We start from the raw sequence: 18,001 nt of genomic DNA, 5'->3' as shown, positions 1-18,001 counted from the left end.
TTCATCCTTCAATAGCCTGCGTATTGCGCAACATCGCTTCAAGCGTTTCCAGCCGGTCGGCCTCAATGGGCGGCTTGTCCCAACGCAGGCGTGATATGCGCGGGAAGCGCATGGCGACTCCAGCTTTGTGCCGTTTGGAACGGTTGAGACCTTCAAACGCAACCTCCAGTACAAGACCATGTTGCGGCTCTGCCCGCACAGAACGCACGGGGCCAAACCGCTCGGTGGTGTTATTGCGCACAAAGGCATCGAGCTGTTTCAATTCTTCATCGGTAAAGCCGAAATAGGCCTTGCCGACCGGCACCAGATGCGGATCTGCTTCGGGTCCGGTCCAGACCGCAAATGTATAATCGGAGTAATAGCTTGAACGCTTGCCGTGGCCCCTTTGGGCATAGACGAGTACGGCATCAATGATGAACGGATCGCGTTTCCATTTGAACCACGGGCCTTTCGGGCGACCGGGCACATAGGTGGATGAGCACTGCTTTAGCATCAGCCCCTCTATGATCGGATGCGGCGGCGTTTTGCGCAGCTCGGTCAGCTCTTCAAAGCGCTCATAGGGGATCAGAGGGGACAGATCGAACCGCGTGGGTTCAAGCTGTTTTACAAAGGCTTCAAGCCGTCTGCGACGTTCTTCGAATGGCAGAGTGCGAATGTCGTCCTTGCCATCGAAAAGCAGGTCATAGAGCCTGACAAATGCAGGGTAGCTTTCGAGTTGTTTGGTCGAGACGGTTTTGCGATTGAGTCGTTGCTGGAGATCGCCAAACGCACCGATCTCGATTGCGTTATCGACGCTTCGGGCCACCAGCAATTCGCCGTCAAGCGTGCCTTCAAATGTCATATAGTCGGCAATATCGGGAAAGGCATGGGAGATGTCATCGCCGGTGCGTGAGTAAATGCGGTGATGCCCGGCTTCGGATGTCAGCTGAACCCTGATACCATCCCATTTCCACTCGGCAACATAGTCATCGGCATTGATGCGTGAATAATCAGGCTCCTCCAACGGCGTGGAAAGCATGACAGGCCGGAACGGAGCTGCGGCCAGGCTTTCCGGTTTCTCGGCTGTCTTTTCCAGCCATGCAAAGAGCGGTTGATAGGGTGGGGCCAGTCCATGCCATAATTCTTCAATTTCGGTAATATCGACTTCCCCGAACTGGGCCAAGGACTGCTTTGCCAAGCGGGCGGATACGCCGATACGCAAGCCGCCTGTTACCAGTTTCAACAATGCGTAGCGCGCCGATGCATCAAGCTGGTCCAGCCATTTTTCCACCAGCCTGACGGCATCGCTCCGCGAAGCCCGTTCAAGAGATGTAACCACATCGCCAAGTGTAGGCACGCTATTGCTGCGCAAAGGCTCGTCGGTGGACCAGACGAGCGAAATGGTTTCTGCCAGGTCACCGACATAATCATAGGAATAGGCGAAAAGCTGCCCGTCCATGCGCTCTGCGATGAGGGTGCGCAACATGGCCGGTTTGACATTGGCGATATTCAGATCGCCAGTGATGGCAGCAAGCGCCAAACCACGATCAGGGTCCGGCGTATCGCGGAAATAGTCGGAAAGCAGGGTCAGTTTTCCATTGCGTGATGGCGTCAAGACGAGGCGGTCGAGAAGCGCGGCAAACTCTTCCATTAGTCACCTTCATCTTCGTAGCCGACAAGGTGGAGTGGTCGTGCTGCATATCCATTCAGCTCGCACCAACGAACCAAGGCCTCCTCGCGTCCATGCGTGACCCAGACCTGCAATGGATCAATCTCGACGATCGTCTCTGTCAGCTCATCCCAATCGCAATGATCGGAAAGAATGATGGGCAGTTCAACGCCACCTTGACGCGCGCGCTGGCGAATGCGCATCCAGCCGGAGGCAAAACAGGAAACAGGATCAGGGAAACGCCTTGCCCACCTGTCCTGAAAGGCCGATGGCGGCCCCACCACAATGGCACCGGCAAAGTCGGTTTCGCTGTCTTTTTCTATCGTTGCGGGGGCGAGCGGCCCGAGTTTTATACCTTGGCTCTCGTAATAGTCACAAAGCTTGGCCAGCGCTCCATGGATATAGATCGTCCGGTCATATCCTGCATCACGCAGCAGGCGGATGACGCGCTGCGCCTTGCCGAGCGCATAGGCACCCACGAGATGCGAGCGTTCCGGAAATTGCTCGACCGATTTGAGCAGCTTGGCTATTTCATCGCGGCTGTCCGGATGGCGAAAGACGGGCAATGCGAATGTTGCTTCGGTGATGAAAACGTCGCAAGCAATGGGCTCAAAGCTTAGGCATGTGGGGTCGGCGGCTCGCTTGTAGTCACCCGATGCGACGATACGCATGCCTTCTTTTTCAACGGCGATTTGGGCCGAACCCAGCACATGCCCGGCTGGATGAAAGCTGATGGCAACGCCATTGAGTTCGGTGGTTCTGCCAAGCTCCGCCACTTGCGTTTCGCCCGCAAAGTCCGGCCCATACCGCAGCGCCATAATGTCGAGCGTTTGCTGTGTCGCCATGACCTTGCGATGACCGGAACGCGCATGATCGGAGTGACCATGGGTGATAAGGGCTCGCTCAACTGGACGGACCGGATCAATGTAGAAATCTCCAACAGGCGAATAGAGACCAGCAGGCGTGGATCGCAGAAGTTCCTCGGGGCGGTTTAACAAGCAGCTTTCTCCATTCCATACCATGTTGCATTGCTGTTATGCGTGGTTCGCCCACGCTTGCAGTGATGCTGTGCGTGGTTCGCCCTTCGACAAGCTCAGGATGAGCTCACCATGAGGAAGGGAAGTTGATTGCAGGGAGCCTCTTACTGAGGAGTTTCAGGTAGTCTTTGCAATTCACAACCTTCCTCATGGTGAGCCCCGTCGAACCACGCATAGCGCTTTTGCCAAAGCATAGAACGAACATAGGGTGGATTTAGCTCCATGCAATCTTTGTAAGTGACCCACGATCTTGCATTGCTTCTGTGCGTGGTTCGACAAGCTCACCATGAGGGAAGTGATTTGATTGCATTGCGACAGCGTAGCCTTGGCTCCCTGCCATTTACACCCTTCCTCATGGTGAGCTTGTCGAACCACGCACAGCTTTCTTGCCAAAAGAAAACTTGGCGCATTGATTCTACAGCACTACATTCGCTGCAGTGAATATCAGCAACGCACCCATCGCCGAAACCGGCTCTGCTCTTTTGCCGACGCTTTTCCTGAACTGGTTTCAGAGCAAGGGCTGGTCCCCGCGTGCCCATCAGTTGGAATTGCTGGAAGAAGCGCAGGCGGGGCGTTCGGCCTTACTGATCGCTCCCACGGGTGCGGGTAAAACGCTGGCGGGTTTTCTTCCCTCGCTGGTCGATCTTGCCTACCGAGGCAAAAGCAATACGGCGAGCCGTGGCATCCACACGCTCTATATTTCGCCTTTGAAGGCGCTGGCTGTCGATATTCAGCGCAATCTTGCTAAACCTATCGAAGAGATGGGGCTTGGCATAAGGCTCGAAACCCGCACCGGCGACACGCCTGCCCATAAGCGCCAGCGGCAGAAGCTGGCCCCGCCCGACATTTTGCTGACGACGCCGGAGCAATTGGCCCTGCTCATTGCCGCCAAGGATGCAGGGCGGTTTTTCGAAGATTTGCGCTACGTTATTTTTGATGAGCTGCATTCGCTGGTAACCTCGAAACGCGGGCATCTTCTATCGCTGGGGCTTGCACGACTGCGCCGCCTGCAACCGGGATTGCAGACCATCGGCCTGTCGGCGACCGTCGCCGACCCTGACGAATTGCGCGGATGGCTTGTGCCGCAAACAGGGGGCTCGCCTTTGGCAAGCCTCGTCAAGGTCGAAGGCGGGGCCAAGCCGCATATCACAATTCTTCAGACGGAAGATCGTGTTCCCTGGGCAGGACATTCGGCCGTCTATGCATTGCCGGGCATTTATGAAGCGATCAAACAGCATGCGACGACACTGATCTTTGTCAATACGCGCAGTCAGGCGGAGCGCCTGTTCCATGATTTGTGGATGGCGAATGAAGATAATCTGGCGATTGCGCTGCATCATGGCTCACTTGATGTGAGCAAGCGGCGCAAGGTGGAACAGGCCATGGCCGCAAATGCCTTGCGCGCCGTGGTTGCAACTTCCACGCTCGATCTTGGCATTGACTGGGGCGATGTTGACCTGGTCATTCACGTAGGCGCACCAAAAGGCGCCAGTCGTCTCGCACAGCGGATCGGCCGTTCCAACCACCGGATGGACGAGCCATCGCGGGCAATACTGGTTCCGGCCAACCGCTTCGAGGTCATGGAATGTCAGGCGGCGCTTGATGCCAATTATATCGGTGCACAGGATACACCGGCTTTGGGTGAAGGGTCGCTGGATGTATTGGCCCAGCATGTGCTTGGCATGGCTTGCGCGGAGCCGTTTCAGGCGGATGACCTTTACGCGGAAATTACCACCGCCCTACCCTATGCCGCCCTGCCGCGCGATACATTTGACCGGATTGTCGATTTCGTTACGACAGGTGGGTATGCACTGAAAAGCTATGAACGGTTCGCAAAAATCCGGCAGACGGCGGATGGATCATGGCGCGTTACGCATCCACGGGTTGCACAGCAATATCGCCTGAACGTAGGCACGATCATAGAGGCGCCTTCGCTCAATGTACGGATGACCAGGCAGCGCGGAAAAGGCGGCAATGTGCGCGGCGGGCCTGTGCTTGGAAAAGTTGAAGAGCATTTTATCGAGGCGCTCAGCCCCGGCGATACATTCTTCTTTTCCGGTCGCGTGCTGCGCTTTGAAGGCATTCGTGAAAACGAATGTATTGTCTCCAAGGCGGATGGTTTTGACGCAAAGATACCGATTTATGCGGGAGGCAAGTTTCCGCTGACAACCTATCTGGCAGATCAGGTGCGCAACATTCTGGCCGATCCCGATCGCTGGGGCGCGCTGCCTGATCAGGTGAGCGATTGGCTGCGTATTCAGAAGGAGAAATCGGTGCTGCCGCAACCGGGAAGCCTTTTGGTGGAAACATTTCCACGCGGCGAGCGATCCTATATGGTGATTTACGCCTTTGAAGGCAGGCTGGCACACCAGACGCTTGGGATGCTTCTGACGCGGAGGCTGGAGCGGGCAAAGGCGCGTCCACTCGGATTTATCGCCACGGATTATGCGCTGTCGATATGGGGTTTGCGCGATATGGGCCGCATGTTCAAAAAGGGCGAACTGCCGCTCTCCGAGCTGTTCGATGAAGACATGCTTGGCGATGATCTGGAAGCCTGGCTTTCCGAAAGCTTCATGTTGAAACGAACCTTCCGCAACTGCGCGCTGATTTCCGGTCTCGTTGAGAAACGGCATCCCGGACAGGAAAAGACCGGGCGGCAGGTGACGGTTTCGACCGATCTGATTTACGATGTGCTGCGGGAACACGAGCCTGATCACATTCTCATTCAGGCGACCCGCGCCGATGCTGCGACCGGACTTCTGGACATTCGCCGTCTCAGCGATATGCTAGCCCGAATCAAGGGCCATATCGTCCATAAGGATCTGGACCAGATTTCGCCGCTAGCCGTTCCTGTAATGATGGAAATCGGCAAGGAACGTGTTCCGGGCGAAGCGCATGAAACCCTTTTGGAAGAAATTGTCGAAGAATTAGAGCAAGTTTTACGTATATAGAGTCATTCTGCCGGAGGGAATTTGTGGACAAGATCAAGGGATTTAGTGAGGCCGATGTTTATCCATCGGACGAAACTGAAGCCCGATGGAATTGGCCCGAATTCACCCGGCCCTTCGGGTTTCCGGCTGACGGCCAACCACTTTGTCAGGAAGCTTCGTCCGATGGATAAACATCGACCTCGCTACCTTCCGCGTGGATTGTCTCGTCATCCGAGAAACAGAATTGGCTCTATATACGTAAAATTTGCTCTAACCCGGGAAATGTCGGAACATTCATGAACCCGCAAATGACCAGAACATTTCCGCACGGGGCGGCCGAAATGGTTGTCGCCGGGCATAGATGCGTTTGCGACCCTTCCGGCGCGATGTATCTCGAAGATGAACGGATTCTTGTCGTGTCGGATTTGCATTTCGAGAAGGGCTCGTCCTTTGCGCGGCGCGGCATGATGCTGCCACCCTATGACACGGCAACGACACTTGCTGCCTTGGGAAAGGTCATCGGGCGTTATAATCCGGCCAGTGTCATCAGCCTTGGTGACAGTTTCCACGATGGAGAGGCGGCTGCGCGCCTGCCGGAGCAATATGCTGCGCAGCTTGGCTTGCTGATGGCGGGGCGCGAATGGGTGTGGATCACCGGCAACCATGACCCGGACCATCCTGCAGACCTGTCGGGAGAGACTTTTACCGAACTGGCTTTCGGCAATCTGATCTTCCGGCATGAACCTTCCAAACACCCCTGCCCCGGCGAGATTGCCGGACATCTGCATCCGGCGGCCAAAGTGGTGCGCCGCGGGCAAGCGGTGCAAAGACGCTGTTTTGTGAGCGACCGCTCCCGCATGATCATGCCGGCTTTCGGCGCTTATACGGGCGGCATGAACATTCTCGGGCGTCCGTTTCACGGGATTTTCGATGCGCAGGCGATCGTCGCCTATATGCTTGGCAGCAAGCGGGTCTATCCCATGACCGCCAAGGCGCTTTATATTTGAGATATTTTAGGTGACACATGCGAATAACGCTGACAATTGATGATGATGTGCTTTCCATTGCCAAAGAGTTGGCTGCGAGGCACCACAAGACTGTCGGAGAAGTGATATCAGTGCTTGCGCGGCATTCATTGCCAGCAAGTAGCACGCGCAATGGCGTGCCTTTGCTTGACGTAAAGAACAACACGCCAGTGACGATGAAATTCGTCAATGAGCTTTACGATGAACCGTCCTGCTCCTAGCTCTTCAATCGGTATCCTGTCTTGAAAATCCAGCGCAGGATCAGCATGCAGGCGATGAGGAAGGCTGCCGTCATGGCAAGACTCGTGCCGATATGGACATCGGACAGGCCATAAAAACTCCAGCGGAAGCCGCTGATCAGATAAACAACCGGATTGAACAGTGTCACAGTTCGCCAGAAGGGTGGCAGCATATCGATGGAGTAGAAGCTGCCGCCGAGGAATGTCAGCGGTGTGATAATCATCAGCGGTACGAGCTGCAGCTTTTCAAAGCCATCCGCCCATATGCCGATGATGAAACCGAACATGCTGAATGTAACCGCCGTCAGGACGAGGAACAGCAGCATGATGAATGGATGTTCGATGCGCAGCGGAACGAAGAGCGCCGCTGTGGCGAGAATGATCAGCCCCAGAATAATCGATTTTGTGGCCGCTGCCCCGACATAGGCAATGATAATCTCTACATAGGAAACCGGGGCAGACAGAAGCTCATAGATCGTGCCGACAAACTTCGGGAAATAAATGCCGAACGAGGCATTGGATATGCTCTGTGTGAGCAGCGACAGCATGATTAGGCCCGGCACGATGAATGCGCCATAGCTGACACCGCCGATCTCCGGGATACGTCCGCCAATGGCCGAGCCAAAAACGACAAAGTACAGGCTGGTCGATACAACAGGCGAAATAACGCTCTGCATGATCGTGCGCCATGTACGGTGCATTTCGAACAAATATATTGCTTTGACCGCATAGAGGTTCATTTGCGTTCTCTCACTAGGCTCACGAAGATTTCTTCAAGCGAGCTTTCTTTGGTCTGAATGTCATTGAAGCGGACAGATGCCTTGTCGAGGTCCTTGAGCAAGACGTAATGCCGGTCCTCTCTTTCTGCGTGTCGTAGGTGTAGATCAACTCGCCGCCATCCTGCGACAGTTCCAGACCGTACTTGGCCAGAGCTTCCGGGATATCCTGACGCTTCTCTGACAATTGCAGCCGCAACTGCTTCTTGCCCAAAGACCGCATCAGTTCATCCTTCTCTTCGATCAGGATGATTTCGCCGTGATTGATGACGCCGATACGGTCAGCCATCTGCTGCGCTTCTTCGATATAATGCGTGGTCAGGATGATGGTCACGCCGGATTCCCGCAATGCCCGCACCACATTCCACATGTCGCGGCGAAGCTCGACATCCACGCCCGCCGTCGGCTCGTCCAGAAACAGGATTTCCGGTTCATGCGACAATGCCTTGGCGATCATGACGCGGCGTTTCATGCCGCCCGAAAGCGTCATGATCTTGGAGTCTTTCTTTTCCCAGAGAGACAGTTCTTTCAAAATCTTTTCGATATGCGCCGGATTGGCAGGCTTGCCGAAGAGACCCCGGCTGAAACTGACGGTTGCCCATACGGTCTCAAAGGAATCTGTCGTCAACTCCTGCGGAACAAGGCCAATCTTGGTGCGGGAGGCCCTGTATTCCTTGATGATATCGTGACCATCGGCGAGAATAGTTCCCGATGTCGGATTGACGATACCGCAGATGATACTGATGAGCGTCGTCTTGCCCGCGCCATTTGGCCCAAGCAGGGCAAAGATCTCGCCGTGACGGATATCGAGATTGATATTCTTCAGCGCCTGAAACCCGGATTCATAGGTCTTGTTGAGGCTGGAAACAGAAATAGCTGATGACATGATTTGTATCCGGAAGGAAACTTTATGCGATTTGAACACGAACGTATGAATCAGATCGCCTGATGTGAGGCATCTTGGGAACGATGTTCCTTATATGGTGATGGAACGGGAATTTCAAACCACCCTGCTGACAAATGGCGTCAGGAGCGCAAAAGTGGAAAAGGGAAGCCCGCGAAGGCTTCCCCGTTTTCTTAGGCTTTAGCGGTTTCGCCCCGGACTTCCCGCATGCTCGGCAGGAAGATGGTGAGCAGCCCAAGGAAGGGCAGATAAGAACAAACCTGATACACAAAGTCGATGCCTTTGATATCGGCAACGAAACCGAGAACCGCCGCAGCGATGCCGGCCATGCCGAAAGCAAAGCCGAAGAAAATACCGGCAATCATTCCGACGCGACCTGGAACCAATTCCTGCGCAAACACGACGATTGCAGGAAAGGCGGAAGAAAGGATGAACCCGATGATGATAGTCAGCAGACCCGTCCAGAAGAGACTGGCATAAGGCATCATAAGGGTGAATGGCAGGACGCCAAGAATAGAGAACCAGATAACAGCCTTGGTACCGATCTTGTCGCCAATAGGCCCGCCGAGGACCGTGCCGACAGCGGCAGCACCGAGGAACAGAAACAGCATCATCTGAGACTGCTGAACCGTGATGCCGAATTTATGGATAACATAGAAGGTATAATAGCTGGAGATGCTGGCCAGATAGATATTCTTGGTGAAGACCAGCAAGGTCAGAATGATCAGCGAGGTGATAAGTTTGCCACGTGGGAGCGTTAACACCCGGCTTGCGGCGGCCTTGTTGGCATTGGCTGCACGGTAGCGCTGATACCAGTTGCCGACCTGATAGAGAATGATCATCCCGACCAATGCGGCGAGCGAGAACCACGCAATGCTCTTCTGGCCTTGCGGCAGGACGATGAAAGCCGCAAGCAGAGGGCCAAGCGCTGTTCCGAAATTTCCACCAACCTGAAAGAAGGATTGGGCCAAGCCATGACGTCCACCCGACGCAAGGCGTGCGACGCGCGATGCTTCCGGATGGAATATGGACGAGCCAATGCCGATGAATGCAGCGCCTACGAGCAGCATGACGTAATGCGTGGCAATGGAAAGGATGCCAAGACCAACAAGTGAGAACGCCATGCCTACAGGCAGAGAATAGGGCATGGGGTGCTTGTCTGTATAGGTGCCGACAACCGGTTGCAGGAGCGAAGCCGTGACCTGAAATGTCAGTGTCAGGAAACCGATCTGCTTGAAGTTCAGGCCGTAATTGTCTTTCAGCATCGGATAGATGGCTGCAAGAAGCGACTGCATCATATCATTGAGCAGATGGCAGAAGCTGACTGCGAAAATAACCGCAAAGACGGTTGTTTCAGCAGACGAACGCTGCGCGGGCATAGCTGTGTCGGTCATTAGATGAATCCATTGAAAATCGAGCGAGTAAACGCAGGTGGCAACGCTCTCACTCATCCTCTTATAGAAATTGTAAGAAACCTGCTTTCGTGGTTTGGTCCACTTCTTTCGTAAGTGGGCCAAATGCATCAGGATTAAACATGAAAGCGTACCGGGAGATACCCGTTGAAATCCAATTGGATTTGACGTTGAGTGGCTGCAGCTCGTTGGGGGAGCAATGAGCGATCGTTCCTGAAGCACATAAATTGTGACGGGGGAAGCAATTGGGGGGAACTATGGAAGATAGTCTGGCACTAACGATATTCCTGCCTGTGTCGCTGGGCATAATCATGCTTGGCCTTGGGTTGGCTCTGACATTGAAAGATTTTCACAATGTGCTCAAAGCGCCGAAAGCGGTTCTTGTCGCACTTGGTTGCCAGACGATCATACTTCCTGTCGCCTGTCTGGGCATTGTCTATCTGTTCAACCTCGAGCCTGCGCTCGCTGTTGGAATGATGCTGCTGGCGGCAAGCCCTGGCGGCACTTCCGCCAATCTCTACAGCCATCTGGCGGATGGGGACGTTGCGCTGAATATCTCTCTTACTGCAATCAATTCCGCACTTTCAATCATCACTTTGCCGCTGATTGTAAATTGGTCGCTGGCGCATTTCTTCTCGGAAGGACAAGCAATTCCGCTGCAATTTTCCAAAGTGATGCAGGTATTCATTATTGTGCTCGGGCCGGTGATCATCGGCATGTGGATTCGCCATCGCTATCCGGCTTTTGCCGACAGTATGGCCCGTCCCGTCAAGATATTGTCTCTGATATTTCTGATGGCGGTCGTATTTGTAGCGCTTGTACAGGAATGGGAAACGCTCCGGATCTGGGCGCCGATAGTCGGGCTTGCCGCCTTGGCTTTCAATGTCGTCAGTCTCGCTGTTGGTTATTTCGTGCCAAGGGCAGTAGGTATCGATAATCGCCAAGCGACCGCAATCGGTATGGAGATCGGTATTCACAATGGCACGCTTGCCATCGCCATAGCGCTTAGCCCGTTTCTTCTCAACAATCCGACAATGGCCGTGCCCGCAGCAATTTACGGGCTGATCGCCTTTGTTACCGCTGCTCTCTTCGGCTATTGGCTGAAGACGAGACACAAGGCTGCCGGAAAGGCGACCCTTGTTGATCATAGGTGAGCACGGCGATGTTGCACGAATTGTGAGGCATTTAGCAGTTGAGTCAGCTTCGCTTTCGTGGTTTGGTCCACTTCTTTCGTAAGTGGGCCAAATCCATGCGTTACAATACTTTTCCGGGTACAAGCTCTATCGGACTGGAGCTGGAAAGCCTGCATCAGCTCCGGTTGACTTGGCTCGATCAGGCGGATGGCGATGTTCTTGCACTTGCAACCGCATATCCGGCGGGACATCAGATCGCCCGGCATTACCACAACCAATCACAACTACTGCATGCGGTGACTGGCGTGGCAATGGTAACGACAAAATTCGGGCGCTGGATGGTTCCCCCGCACCATGCTCTATGGTTGCCAGCCGGGATTGAGCATGCAGTGGATATGTTTGGCGACGTGACGATGCACTCGATTTATGTGCGGCCAGAGGCTGTCGTTGGACTAAAGGAGCACCTCCATGTGGTGGGGCTGACGCCACTGATGGACAGCCTGATCCGGGAAGCCGTCAACTTGCCAGCAAATGCGGCTGCCAACACGCGCGCCGCATTTATGATGGGCTTGCTTTTGCATGAGATACCAAACCAGCCCGAACGGCCGTTGGGCTTGCCCTTTCCGGCTGATCGCCGTCTGGCGGCACTGTGTCATGATTTTCTCAAAAGCCCCTCGCCGCACACGAACATAGATCATTGGGCTGACGAGCTTGGTATGAGCAGGCGCACTTTCACCCGCATATTCAGGCGGGAAACAGGGATAAGCCTCTCCACCTGGCGGCAGCAGGCATGTCTGCTAGCCGCCCTGCCCCGCCTGACTGAGGGTGAACAGGTCACAAGTGTCGCGCTTGATCTGGGCTATAATAGCGTCCCGGCATTCACCACCATGTTCAAGCGTATGCTGGGGACTGCGCCCCGCAGCTATCTCTACAAACAGAGTTGAGGTTGCAGTCAACCGAACTTGATGAGTGTTTTGCCGGCAGAGCGACCCGCGCGGCTTTTCTCGATATTTTCAGGCACATCCTCAAGAGAGACGATCTGATCAATCGGGACTGTCAAACGACCTGCGGTCACATGATCGACAAGGCGGCGCAGAAGATCATGATCGGCGGACACCTCAAAGTTGCCGCCTTTGAGAGAGAGCCTTTGTAACTCTGAATCATCTGCCACAAAGGCTGTTGTAAAGGCGGTTCTGCCTTGTTTGACCTGTGCTGCAAGCGCGGAAAATTCAGCGGCATCGCTCATCAGGTCGATCAGCCCATCAATGCCATCAGGATAGAGTTGGCGCAGCTGTTCGGAGACAGGAGAGGCGGTGTGATCAATCGTGGCAATGGCACCGAACTCACTCATTTTGCCAGCTTTTGCAGCGCGAGCGGTGGCGATGACTTTCAACCCACGGGCGGCCGCCAATTGTACGGCAAAGGACCCAACGCCGCCGGTAGCACCGACGATGAGAACGGTCGATCCTTTTGGCAGATCGAGATTTTCAACCATCTGAAGCCCCGTCATCCCGGCAGTTGGAAGGGCCGCCGCCTGCAGCACGTCCAATCCATCAGGCAATTTTATCAGGAGGTTCGATGCAGGGACGCGGGCATATTCCGCGTAGGGGCCTTCGCCGAGCGGCATATGCAGAAACTGGCCAAATATCATATCCCCCACGGAAAAGCCGGTGACGTCCTCGCCGCAGGATTCGACGACACCAGCCGCGTCATTGCCCAAGATCAAGGGAAAAACATGTGGTGCCTTGCCTTTGAGGATGCCGTCCGCCACTTTCCAATCAAATGGATTGATCGCCGCTGCTGATATTTTGACCAGAAGTTGATCATTCTTGGCCTGCGGCTTTGGAACATCGACGAGTTCCACATGTCCGCCAAAAGCCTGGACGGCTGCTGCCCGCATGATAATCTCCAAACTATTCTGCCGCTAAAGTGCGGGGCTGCGGAACGTAGTTGAGAATTGGCCCAAGCCAGCGCTCAACATCTTCAATGGGCATGGACTTGCGCTGCGAATAATCCTCGACCTGATCGCGCTCTACCTTTGCAACGCCGAAATAATAGGATTCGGGATGCGCAAGGTAAATGCCGGAAACGGAAGAACCCGGCCACATGGCATAGCTTTCCGTTAATCGCACATTGATCTTTGCTTCTGCATCGAGAATGCGGAACAAAGTCTCCTTTTCCGTGTGATCCGGTTGCGCGGGATAGCCCGGAGCCGGACGGATGCCGCGATAAGGCTCGCCGATCAGCTCATCAGGGGCAAGTGCTTCATCGGGCGCGTAGCCCCAATATTCCTTGCGGACATTCTCGTGCATCAGCTCGGCAAAAGCCTCGGCAAAACGGTCAGCCAAAGCTTTGACAAGGATTGACGAATAGTCATCATTGGCGCGTTCGAAGCGCTCGGCAATGGCAATTTCCTCAATGCCCGCAGTGACAACGAAGGCACCCATATAATCCTGTTTGCCGCTATCGAGAGGGGCGACGAAATCGCTCAAGGCGACATTCGGGCGGCCGTCGCGCTTGGATAGCTGCTGACGCAGCGTATAGAAGGTTGCCAGATCTTCGTTTCTGTTCTCATCGGTAAAGACGCGAATATCATCGCCGACGGCGCCCGCTGGCCACATGCCAATAACGGCCTTCGGATTGAACCATTTTTCAGCAATGATCTTCTTGAGCATTGCCTGCGCATCGTCGAACAATTGCCGGGCAGCGGCTCCCTGTTTTTCATCGTCCAGAATGGCCGGATAACGTCCTTTCAACTCCCATGTCTGGAAGAAGGGCGTCCAGTCTATGTAGCGGGCGATTTCGGCCAGATCGTAATTCTCAAATATGCGGGTGCCGATGAAAGCCGGTTTTGGCGGCGTGTAAGCCGACCAATCAATCTTGTGGGCATTGGCCCGGGCTTTGGCCAGGGGCAATCGCTGCTTGTCAGCTTCATTGCGGGCATGCGCATCGGCAACTTTGGCATATTCGGCACGAATGGTGTCGATATAACCCGGCTTGATATCCTTGGATAAAAGGTTCGAAACAACACCAACCGCACGGCTCGCATCGGTCACATAGATTGTCTGCCCTTGATTGTAGCGGGGATCAATTTTCACAGCCGTATGCACGCGGCTGGTGGTTGCGCCGCCGATCAGCAATGGAATGTCAAACCCCTCGCGCTCCATTTCGGAGGCGACATGCACCATCTCGTCCAGCGAGGGAGTGATCAGGCCGGACAGGCCAATAATATCAACATTCTGCTCGCGTGCCGTTTGCAGGATTTTGGTTGCCGGAACCATCACGCCCAGATCAATGATCTCGTAATTGTTGCAGGCAAGTACAACGCCGACAATATTCTTGCCGATATCATGCACATCCCCCTTCACCGTTGCCATCAGCACTTTACCGGCGCTCTCGCGCTCACCTGTGCCACCATTGGCGAGCTTTTCCGCTTCCATGTAAGGAAGGAGCAAAGCAACAGCCTGCTTCATCACGCGGGCAGATTTTACCACCTGGGGCAAGAACATTTTTCCCGCACCGAAGAGGTCGCCAACGACATTCATTCCGGCCATCAATGGCCCTTCAATGACATGCAGCGGGCGTTCTGCCTCAAGACGGGCTTCCTCCGTATCCACATCGATGAACTCGGTGATGCCGTTGACAAGCGCATGTTCAATACGCTTGCCGACACTCCATTCGCGCCATGCAAGATCGCGTTCGCGCGCCTCCTTGCCAGCCGCGCCCTTATAGCGCTCTGCCAGATCAAGCAGGCGTTCTGTTCCATCGTCGCGCCGGTTAAGAACAACATCTTCGCAAGCCTCACGCAGTTCCGGATCGATGGATTCATAGACCGCCAACTGACCTGCATTGACGATACCCATATCCATGCCGACCTGAATGGCATGATAGAGGAACACCGCATGCATCGCCTCGCGCACCGGCTCATTGCCGCGGAATGAGAAGGAAAGATTGGAAATGCCGCCGGAGATGTGAACATGCGGCAAGGTTTCGGTGATCTGTTTGGTCGCCTCGATGAAGGCAACGCCATACCCATTATGTTCTTCGATCCCGGTTGCCACAGCAAAGACATTGGGATCAAACACGATGTCTTCCGGCGGGAAGCCGGCCTCTTTGGTCAAAAGTTCGTAGGCGCGGGTGCAGATTTCCACCTTGCGCTCCAGCGTATCGGCCTGTCCTTCCGTATCGAAGGCCATGACCACGACGGCAGCGCCATAGGCGCGTACTTTTTTCGCATAGGAGAGGAAGGCTTCCTCACCTTCCTTCATGGAAATGGAATTGACGAGGGGCTTGCCCTGCACGCATTTCAAACCTGCTTCGATAACATCCCATTTGGATGAATCGATCATCACGGGAACACGGGCAATGTCCGGTTCTGCCGCGATCAGGTTAAGGAACTCGATCATCGCTTTTTCGCTGTCGATCAAGCCCTCATCCATATTGATGTCGATGATCTGTGCGCCATTTGCCACTTGGTCGCGGGCGACGTCCAGAGCCGTCGCATAGTCGCCAGCGGTGATGAGCTTGCGGAATTTCGCCGAGCCGGTGATGTTGGTGCGCTCGCCCACATTGACGAAGGGAATATCCTTGGTCAGCGTGAAGGGTTCGAGACCCGATAAGCGCATGTGGGTTTCAATCTCGGGTATCTTCCGCGGCGGATACTTGCCCACAGCCTCGGCAATGGCCTTGATGTGTTCCGGTGTCGATCCACAGCACCCGCCGACCACATTAAGCAGCCCCTCGCGGGCGAAGCCTTCAAGCTGCGCTGCCATCGCCTCCGGACTTTCATCATACTGACCGAATTCGTTCGGGAGACCAGCATTGGGATAGGCGCAGACAAACGTGTCGGCTACGTTTGAAATTTCGGCCAGATGGGCGCGCATGGCATTGGCGCCCAGAGCACAATTGAGGCCGATGGTGAAGGGCTGCGCATGACGCACCGAATTCCAGAAGGCGGTGGGCGTTTGCCCTGAAAGCGTGCGTCCGGACAGATCGGTGATCGTGCCGGAAATCATGACCGGCAGGGTAATGCCTTTTTCTTCGAAGACCTCTTGGGTGGCGAAGATTGCCGCCTTGGCATTGAGCGTATCAAAAATTGTCTCAATCAGGATGATGTCCGCACCACCATCGATCAGGCCGCGAACCTGATCGGCATAGGCAATACGAAGATCGTCGAAGGTGACAGCGCGATAGCCGGGATTATTCACATCCGGAGACATGGAGGCGGTGCGATTTGTTGGACCGAGGGCACCGGCAACAAAGCGCTTGCGCCCATCCGTCTGTTCGGCTTTGAGCGCAGCGCGGCGCGCAAGCCTTGCACCATCCCGGTTCAACTCATAGACGACTTCCTCCATGCTGTAATCAGCCTGGGCGATGGTGGTCGAAGAGAATGTGTTGGTTTCCAGAATATCCGCACCGGCCATTGCATAGGCATAGTGAATATCTTCGATGGCTTGCGGTTGGGTGAGAATCAGAAGGTCGTTATTGCCCTGCAAATGGCAGGAGCAATCGCCAAAACGGTCACCGCGAAAGTCGTCCTCGTTGAGGCTGAGGCCTTGAATCTGCGTGCCCATAGCGCCGTCGAGAATCAAGATGCGTTCTTTCGCAGCCTGTGTCAGAGCCGCGAAAACTTCTCTGCCGTCCCGAGGAGCGCCCATGGGACCGAAGAGATTGTCAACCGCATTATTCATAACTCGATACGCCTCAAAACCACATTTAGATGAGGCTTAAGGTTCACATAAAGATATGTTTATGTCAACAAATCAATTCCGCAAGCGGCATGGAATGTCGTAGTTGGGCAGGGTCGTTTTCACCCGGGCTATGGAGAGTTTTACGTGGTTCGCCCTTCGACAAGCTCAGGAGCGGAAGAGGGCATGGATGTAATGCGTGGTTCGACGGGGCTCACCATGAGGAAGGTTGAGTTTGGCAGCGAGCCTAGTTTTGAGACGTGGCAGATATGATTTGCAACCCACCCACTTTCCTCATGGTGAGCCCCGTCGAACCACGCACAGCTTAGGGGCAACCAGCCCATCCCTAACGGTGAGCCCTCCTGAGCTTGTCGAAGGGCGAACCACGCACAGCACCAGTGCAATGTCGGTTAACTGTCAAATAGCGGCAGATTGAGGCAATATGAATGGCATCTGTCCGGCGGGAAGAACACCCACTTTGAGCGCGCATTCATAGACACGTAAAATGCGCTCATCCGTCAAGATGTCCTGCGGCGCTCCTACGCAATCCACATGGCCCTTATGCATGACGATGACACGATCAGCATACATGGAAGTCAAATTGAGGTCGTGCAGAATTGCGATAACACCGCCACCGCGTTTGGCAAAGGATTGCGCTATTTGCATTATGATCAGCTGATGCTTGATATCGAGACTTGAGACCGGCTCATCGAGAAAAAGAAAGCGCGGCTGGTTATCCAGTACCGGCTGCCAAACCTGGCATAGAACGCGCGCAAGCTGGACGCGCTGCTGCTCGCCGCCGGAAAGTTCCTGATAGAAACGGGCGCCGAATCCGGCGAGGTCAACCATTTCCAGTGCTTCATCAGGCAGATGCTCGACGCTCTTGGCTGTGCCAAGAGAGCGTCCGCTTGTCAGCCCAAGCTTGATGATTTCACGCACCGTGAACGGGAAAGCCAGCGAAGTGGATTGCGGCAGGACAGCGCGCATTGCCGCCATTTGCCAGAGCTTCAAATGTTTCAGGGAATGCCCGTTGATGGTGGCTGTCCCGCTATAGGGCAAATCACCGGAAAGAGCGCGCATTAGCGTTGTTTTCCCCGATCCGTTGGGGCCAACAATAACGGTGATCTCACCCGCCAGAGCATCAAAGCTTGCATTGTGCACGATTTGGGTCTTGCCCAGATGAATAGCTAAGTCTGAGACATGAATCATT

At 54.7% G+C, this 18,001-nt stretch carries 13 protein-coding genes and 1 pseudogene; 6 read left to right on the top strand and 8 right to left on the bottom strand.

Annotated features, from left to right (window positions below; translation table 11 throughout):
- Position 1: 1 nt before the first annotated feature.
- Both ACYJL1_RS19640 and ACYJL1_RS19635 read right to left on the bottom strand, forming a co-directional pair.
- Positions 2-1,630, bottom strand: coding sequence for a cisplatin damage response ATP-dependent DNA ligase (locus ACYJL1_RS19640; protein WP_460898606.1), 1,629 nt, complete (start codon positions 1,628-1,630; stop codon positions 2-4).
- Positions 1,630-2,670 carry a ligase-associated DNA damage response exonuclease gene (locus ACYJL1_RS19635; RefSeq protein ID WP_460898604.1) on the bottom strand — a complete coding sequence of 347 codons (1,041 nt, stop codon included), beginning with the start codon at positions 2,668-2,670 and terminating at the stop codon, positions 1,630-1,632. The genes ACYJL1_RS19640 and ACYJL1_RS19635 overlap by 1 nt, the downstream gene beginning before the upstream one ends.
- Positions 2,671-3,122: 452 nt before the next feature.
- On the opposite strand from ACYJL1_RS19635, the gene ACYJL1_RS19630 reads away from it, so the two are divergent.
- The 4 genes from ACYJL1_RS19630 (at position 3,123) to ACYJL1_RS19615 (ending at position 6,861) form a co-directional block, all read left to right on the top strand.
- Complete coding sequence (locus ACYJL1_RS19630) at positions 3,123-5,636, top strand: ligase-associated DNA damage response DEXH box helicase (protein ID WP_460898603.1); 2,514 nt, start codon at positions 3,123-3,125, stop codon at positions 5,634-5,636.
- A 23-nt stretch (positions 5,637-5,659) separates the two neighbouring features.
- Positions 5,660-5,806 carry a hypothetical protein gene (locus ACYJL1_RS19625; RefSeq protein ID WP_460898599.1) on the top strand — a complete coding sequence of 49 codons (147 nt, stop codon included), beginning with the start codon at positions 5,660-5,662 and terminating at the stop codon, positions 5,804-5,806.
- A 117-nt stretch (positions 5,807-5,923) separates the two neighbouring features.
- Positions 5,924-6,622, top strand: a complete 699-nt coding sequence (pdeM, locus tag ACYJL1_RS19620) for a ligase-associated DNA damage response endonuclease PdeM (RefSeq protein ID WP_460898598.1) — start codon at positions 5,924-5,926, stop codon at positions 6,620-6,622.
- Positions 6,623-6,639: 17 nt separating this feature from the next.
- Positions 6,640-6,861 carry a CopG family transcriptional regulator gene (locus ACYJL1_RS19615; RefSeq protein WP_460898597.1) on the top strand — a complete coding sequence of 74 codons (222 nt, stop codon included), beginning with the start codon at positions 6,640-6,642 and terminating at the stop codon, positions 6,859-6,861.
- Here the strand turns inward: ACYJL1_RS19615 and ACYJL1_RS19610 are convergent.
- From ACYJL1_RS19610 to ACYJL1_RS19600, 3 genes and pseudogenes are all read right to left on the bottom strand, one after another.
- Positions 6,858-7,619, bottom strand: a complete 762-nt coding sequence (locus ACYJL1_RS19610) for an ABC transporter permease (protein ID WP_460898596.1) — start codon at positions 7,617-7,619, stop codon at positions 6,858-6,860. The two genes, ACYJL1_RS19615 and ACYJL1_RS19610, sit on opposite strands and share 4 nt — an antisense overlap.
- Positions 7,616-8,541, bottom strand: a pseudogene (locus ACYJL1_RS19605) (ABC transporter ATP-binding protein). The gene ACYJL1_RS19610 and the pseudogene ACYJL1_RS19605 overlap by 4 nt, the downstream one beginning before the upstream one ends.
- Before the next feature lie 191 nt (positions 8,542-8,732).
- Positions 8,733-9,953 carry an MFS transporter gene (locus ACYJL1_RS19600; RefSeq protein WP_460898595.1) on the bottom strand — a complete coding sequence of 407 codons (1,221 nt, stop codon included), beginning with the start codon at positions 9,951-9,953 and terminating at the stop codon, positions 8,733-8,735.
- Between the two features lie 275 nt (positions 9,954-10,228).
- Between ACYJL1_RS19600 and ACYJL1_RS19595 the strand changes: the two genes are divergently transcribed.
- Positions 10,229-11,125 (top strand): bile acid:sodium symporter family protein, encoded by an 897-nt coding sequence (locus ACYJL1_RS19595; RefSeq protein WP_460898594.1) that lies wholly within the window; start codon positions 10,229-10,231, stop codon positions 11,123-11,125.
- A 95-nt stretch (positions 11,126-11,220) separates the two neighbouring features.
- Positions 11,221-12,048, top strand: coding sequence for an AraC family transcriptional regulator (locus ACYJL1_RS19590; protein WP_460898593.1), 828 nt, complete (start codon positions 11,221-11,223; stop codon positions 12,046-12,048).
- Between the two features lie 8 nt (positions 12,049-12,056).
- Here the strand turns inward: ACYJL1_RS19590 and ACYJL1_RS19585 are convergent, their stop codons facing one another.
- The 3 genes from ACYJL1_RS19585 to ACYJL1_RS19575 form a co-directional block, all read right to left on the bottom strand.
- Complete coding sequence (locus ACYJL1_RS19585) at positions 12,057-13,004, bottom strand: NADP-dependent oxidoreductase (protein WP_460898592.1); 948 nt, start codon at positions 13,002-13,004, stop codon at positions 12,057-12,059.
- Positions 13,005-13,017: 13 nt separating this feature from the next.
- Positions 13,018-16,794: a methionine synthase gene (metH, locus tag ACYJL1_RS19580; RefSeq protein WP_460898591.1), complete on the bottom strand. Its 3,777-nt coding sequence runs from the start codon at positions 16,792-16,794 to the stop codon at positions 13,018-13,020.
- 414 nt (positions 16,795-17,208) lie between these two features.
- A complete protein-coding gene (locus ACYJL1_RS19575; protein ID WP_460898590.1) occupies positions 17,209-18,000 on the bottom strand; it encodes a heme ABC transporter ATP-binding protein in 792 nt (263 codons plus the stop codon).
- Position 18,001: the final 1 nt, after the last annotated feature.

Source organism: Phyllobacterium sp. K27, from assembly GCF_054796155.1.
Note: the sequence above shows the minus strand (reverse complement) of the source record. Positions and strands in the feature narration are given on the sequence as shown.